Here is a 4140-nt window from a genome sequence, read left to right as displayed (position 1 = left end):
CTCTTGTATTTAACTAAATACTAATATATTAATCGCAGTAGTTGGATCTTTATCGCACCACTGCTAAGTCAGAATCTTTCGCTCACAGATGCGTGGTGTCCGAGACCGGATTCTGCGCCATTCTGAAATTTTGGCAAAAAGAAAAAGCACTGAAAATCAAGTAATTTCAGTGCTTTGCGGCGATTTGCCATTTTTGATTGTGACCCCGGAGAAGCCGGGGTTTATCGTTGTAACTAAGTAATATTCAGGATATTGTAATGCCACGCTTCCCGTTGTTCACGAATTGCACACGGCATTATTTCAATGTTCTTACCCATTATTCCATTAGGGCAATACAAAATTAGTGTTTTTCAGGCGTTATTCCTAATTATGCCTATTAAAATTTGTTGACTGCATTATAGCCATTCATCTTTCAACAGGAAATCAAATAGGCCTGTGAAATATATACCATTGTCGTCGGTATAAGGCATTATCTCGTCGCCGACAACCACAATCTTCTTGAATGAGTCGGATATTTTCAGGAGAGATGCGAGCTCCTGCTCCCGCTTTTCTTCGGACGGTATCGAGTAAGCGGACTGAATATAATACTTCCGGCTTCCCTTGTTAGCGATGAAGTCTATCTCACGCTGTGAATATGACATTTTGCCGTCTTTCATTTCACGACTTTCCACTATGCCCACATCTACAAGATAACCGAGAACACGCAGATGATTATATAGAACATTCTCCATTATATGCGTCGGCTCCTGCTGACGAAAATTCAACCTTGCGTTTCTAAGACCTATATCTATGCAGTAATATTTCTTATTGGTTTCATAATAACGCCTGCCCTTTACATCGTATCTCTCCGCGCTTTCAAACAGGAAGGCATTTTCAAGATAGTCAATATAAGACGATACTGTTTTGGAATCAATCTTCATCTTTTGCACCGATTCGAGGGTATTGGCTATGCGTGCCGGATTGGTGAGCGAGCCAATGGAACTACATAACGAGGTGGCAAGTCGAGAAACGGCAAGTTCATTCCTTACTTTGTTTCTCTCTACCACATCATCTATATAAGTCTTGTCCCACAAGTTTTGAAGATAATTTATTTTCTGCTCATCATCAGTATAGTGGATAAGACGAGGCATCCCTCCAAAAGTCGAGTACACTTTCCATGCTTCACGAACGTCATAGTGTAATGCCTGATAGAACTCCCTGAATGACAAAGGGAACACCCTGATTTCATCTCCCCTGCCACGGAATATAGTCCGTATGTCTTTTGACAGGAAACGGGAGTTGCTGCCGGTCACATACACATCTATATTGTCATGACCGTTAAGACCGTTTACGAGTCGCTCAAAATTTTCAAGTTCTTGTATCTCGTCAAGAAAGATATAGTAATTCTCGGTATCGCTCTTTATCTGTGAGTAGATATGATTCTTTACAGCTTTTGGATCAAGAATGTCGAAATCATATTTGTCGTCATCCTTGTCAAAGTCCAAAGCAATGATATTTTCAGAGGGTACTCCTTGATCGGTGAGATAATCCCGGTATATATGACTTAATAGCCAAGATTTGCCACACCGGCGGGGGCCGGTTATAATTTTTACTTCACCGTTATCTTTTCTGATAATCAGTTTTTTGAGATAAGAATCTCTTTGTATGTATTTGTCGTTGTTCATTCCTATTCCGAATTTACTGCAAAATTACAATATTTTCGGAATACAGCCAAATGCGATATTGCTGTACGGCGGCAATTTGCTTTTCCAAGCAATGACTATGAACGAGTTGATGGATATTTTCCCTCGAAATATATAGCACCGATTGTTTCTCGAAGTTCAACAACTGCACGTTCTTGATGATGATTGTACCGCCGTCAGCCTTCTTGAAGTACCCTTCCATCCGGTTTAGCACTTCGCTGCGCAAATTTGCAGGGTCGTGGTTGCCGACAAGTGCCGCGCCGCCGGCTTCTATGACGGTGCATGGCTTTTGTGACCGTGAACTGAGCCTGTATATCTCTTTTGCAATCTGCTCTTTTCCTGAGCCGCATTCGCCGAAGATGACGGCATTGACATCCGTCGCGGCAATATTTCTTATTGCCCGTTCAATCACGGCAAATGCCTCGCTTTGGCGTGGGATAAGCTCGTCAGGGAGCAGGAGCATTGTTCTGCCCGATCTTACATACCTGCCCACTGTTTCAACAAACTGCTTGTCCATTGCCGGACGCTGAATGATGTTGACGGCACCGCCGTCCATCATCACATCGGCAATATCCAATGGGTTGAGATTGTCCACTATGGCGACTACAGGAAATCCGTATCCCTCAGTCTTCTGCCAGTTGATTAACTCCTGTGCTGTGCCACGGACGAATGTCATCGCCGCAACGATAACTGCGCCCGGTGGCAGATTCTCTCTACGCTTCGCTGAGAGCGCCAAGGCGATAACGCCACCTCGTCCTTTGCTGCCTCGATTGCCTCGACGGCAATCGGCTCATAGCCGGACTTGACAAGCAAGCCCGAAATAAGCCGACGGTCTGATTCGGAGGCATCTACAATGAGGATCCTGTTCATGTTACGTTGATTTTAGTGTCATTATAATTCAATCGGTAGTTAATATGCTTATGAATAATGAAATCAGTGTAAATAATATTCCAATAATAATAGTCCCAATCCATTGATATTTTGTCCACAATATGCCCGCTATAAGTGTTCCTATGGTTCCCCCGACGAAATATAGTATCATATACAATGTGTTTAGGAAATTTGCATTGACATTGCTGCTTGTTACTACTTTTGTCTGATTGGAGAGATGTATGCATTGCATACCGGCATCAATAATCAGGACTGTGATAACTATGCTTACGAAATATCCATCAAATGCAAGTGCTGTAAACCAAGCGAATAACATTGATAACGCACCGACAATCGAACATCTCCTACTTCCCCAAGTTTGGATGTGCTTGCTTAGTATTATCACACATGAAGCACCTGCTATACCGCAGAGCCCAAGACTGCCGATTACATCATCTGAGGCAAAAAACGGGGAGGCTTTCATCCGATATGATATACAACTCCACAGGGCGAAGAAAGATGCGTAGGCGGTTGCAGATCTTGCTGCTGAAGTATGCAGCGTTTTGTTATGCCGCAATAGACTGATCATTGATTTTAGAGTCCCTCTGTAGTTGGACGTTGGCAACGTCTTATCGCCGGGTAAAGTTATCGCTATTGCTATCAGGCATAAAAGCATCACAACGGATGCAAAGAAATAAACGTAACGCCAGGAAATGGCTTCTGATATGATTCCGCTTAAAAATCGGGAGCCTAAAATGCCAATCAATAAACAAGACTGAATTATACCTATGTTCAGAGCCTTGTTTTTAGGCTCGGAATAAAGAGCCGCCATCGGTATAAAAAATTGAGGCATTACAGAACTGATCCCTATTATGAAAGATGATAATTTTATGATAAACAAGTCTTTCGTTATAGCGACTGATAGAAGAGCCATAGAACAGCAAAAATAATCAATTGTTATGATACGCTTTTTTGATAGAGTATTGCCAAGAGGAATGACTATACATAATCCTACGACGTATCCGAATTGAGTAAGCGCGCTGATTATGCTTCCATCATACTCAGAAGCGTGGAAGTCGGAAACAATACTGCCCAATAGCGATTGGTTGTAATAACAATTGGCTACCGAGAAGCCAGTAGCCAATGCCATAATAATAAGAAGGAGTTTTGGTATTCCTTCATTTTCTTTCAAAACACAAGGCATCTTTTCTTAGTTTGTCACGAGCTTTAGTCCGATAATTGATGCAATAAGAGTAAAGATAAAAAACAACCGCAAAGGGGTGGCCGGCTCTTTGAAAACCAAGATGCCTATAATTACCGTACCGACTGCACCGATTCCTGTCCATACCGCGTATGCCGTACCTATCGGCAAGGTCTGAATGGCCTTCGCAAGTAGGTACATGCTAAGCACTGTGGACAAAAGAAAACCAGTACCCCATAAATAAAACTCTGTTCCGGTTGTTGCCTTGGTTTTTCCAAGACAGAATGCGAGGCTAACCTCAAACAATCCGGCAAGAAACAGCAATATCCAATTCATTTTTTATTTTGGTTTAAAGATTTTATCAGTTTGACCCTTATCATATAGTCC

General features: G+C 42.3%; 5 protein-coding genes. All 5 read right to left on the bottom strand.

All coding sequences use genetic code 11. The features are described 5' to 3' along the window. Positions 1–395: 395 nt before the first annotated feature. From C5O24_RS11310 to C5O24_RS11290, 5 genes are read right to left on the bottom strand one after another with little or no spacing between them, the layout of a single operon-like run. A complete protein-coding gene (locus tag C5O24_RS11310) occupies positions 396–1664 on the bottom strand; it encodes an ATP-binding protein (RefSeq protein ID WP_107037014.1) in 1269 nt (422 codons plus the stop codon). A 13-nt stretch (positions 1665–1677) separates the two neighbouring features. After that, positions 1678–2358 carry a sigma 54-interacting transcriptional regulator gene (locus tag C5O24_RS11305; RefSeq protein ID WP_107037013.1) on the bottom strand — a complete coding sequence of 227 codons (681 nt, stop codon included), beginning with the start codon at positions 2356–2358 and terminating at the stop codon, positions 1678–1680. Next, entirely contained in the window at positions 2355–2552 is a 198-nt protein-coding gene (locus C5O24_RS11300) for a PleD family two-component system response regulator (RefSeq protein WP_107037012.1), read from the bottom strand. The genes C5O24_RS11305 and C5O24_RS11300 overlap by 4 nt, the downstream gene beginning before the upstream one ends. A gap of 28 nt (positions 2553–2580) precedes the next feature. Beyond that, positions 2581–3744, bottom strand: a complete 1164-nt coding sequence (locus C5O24_RS11295) for an MFS transporter (RefSeq protein WP_240604989.1) — start codon at positions 3742–3744, stop codon at positions 2581–2583. A gap of 18 nt (positions 3745–3762) precedes the next feature. After that, positions 3763–4089 (bottom strand): DMT family transporter, encoded by a 327-nt coding sequence (locus C5O24_RS11290; RefSeq protein ID WP_107037010.1) that lies wholly within the window; start codon positions 4087–4089, stop codon positions 3763–3765. Positions 4090–4140 lie beyond the last annotated feature (51 nt).

Source organism: Paramuribaculum intestinale (genome assembly GCF_003024925.1).
GTDB lineage: Bacteria > Bacteroidota > Bacteroidia > Bacteroidales > Muribaculaceae > Paramuribaculum > Paramuribaculum intestinale.
This window is presented reverse-complemented; position numbering and strand designations above follow the sequence as displayed.

Coding starts and splice junctions, on each gene's coding strand:
- C5O24_RS11290 (WP_107037010.1), bottom strand. CDS start 4,089: ATGAATTGGATATTGCTGTTTCTTGCCGGATTGTTTGAGGTTAGCCTC.
- C5O24_RS11300 (WP_107037012.1), bottom strand. CDS start 2,552: ATGAACAGGATCCTCATTGTAGATGCCTCCGAATCAGACCGTCGGCTT.
- C5O24_RS11310 (WP_107037014.1), bottom strand. CDS start 1,664: ATGAACAACGACAAATACATACAAAGAGATTCTTATCTCAAAAAACTG.
- C5O24_RS11305 (WP_107037013.1), bottom strand. CDS start 2,358: ATGACATTCGTCCGTGGCACAGCACAGGAGTTAATCAACTGGCAGAAG.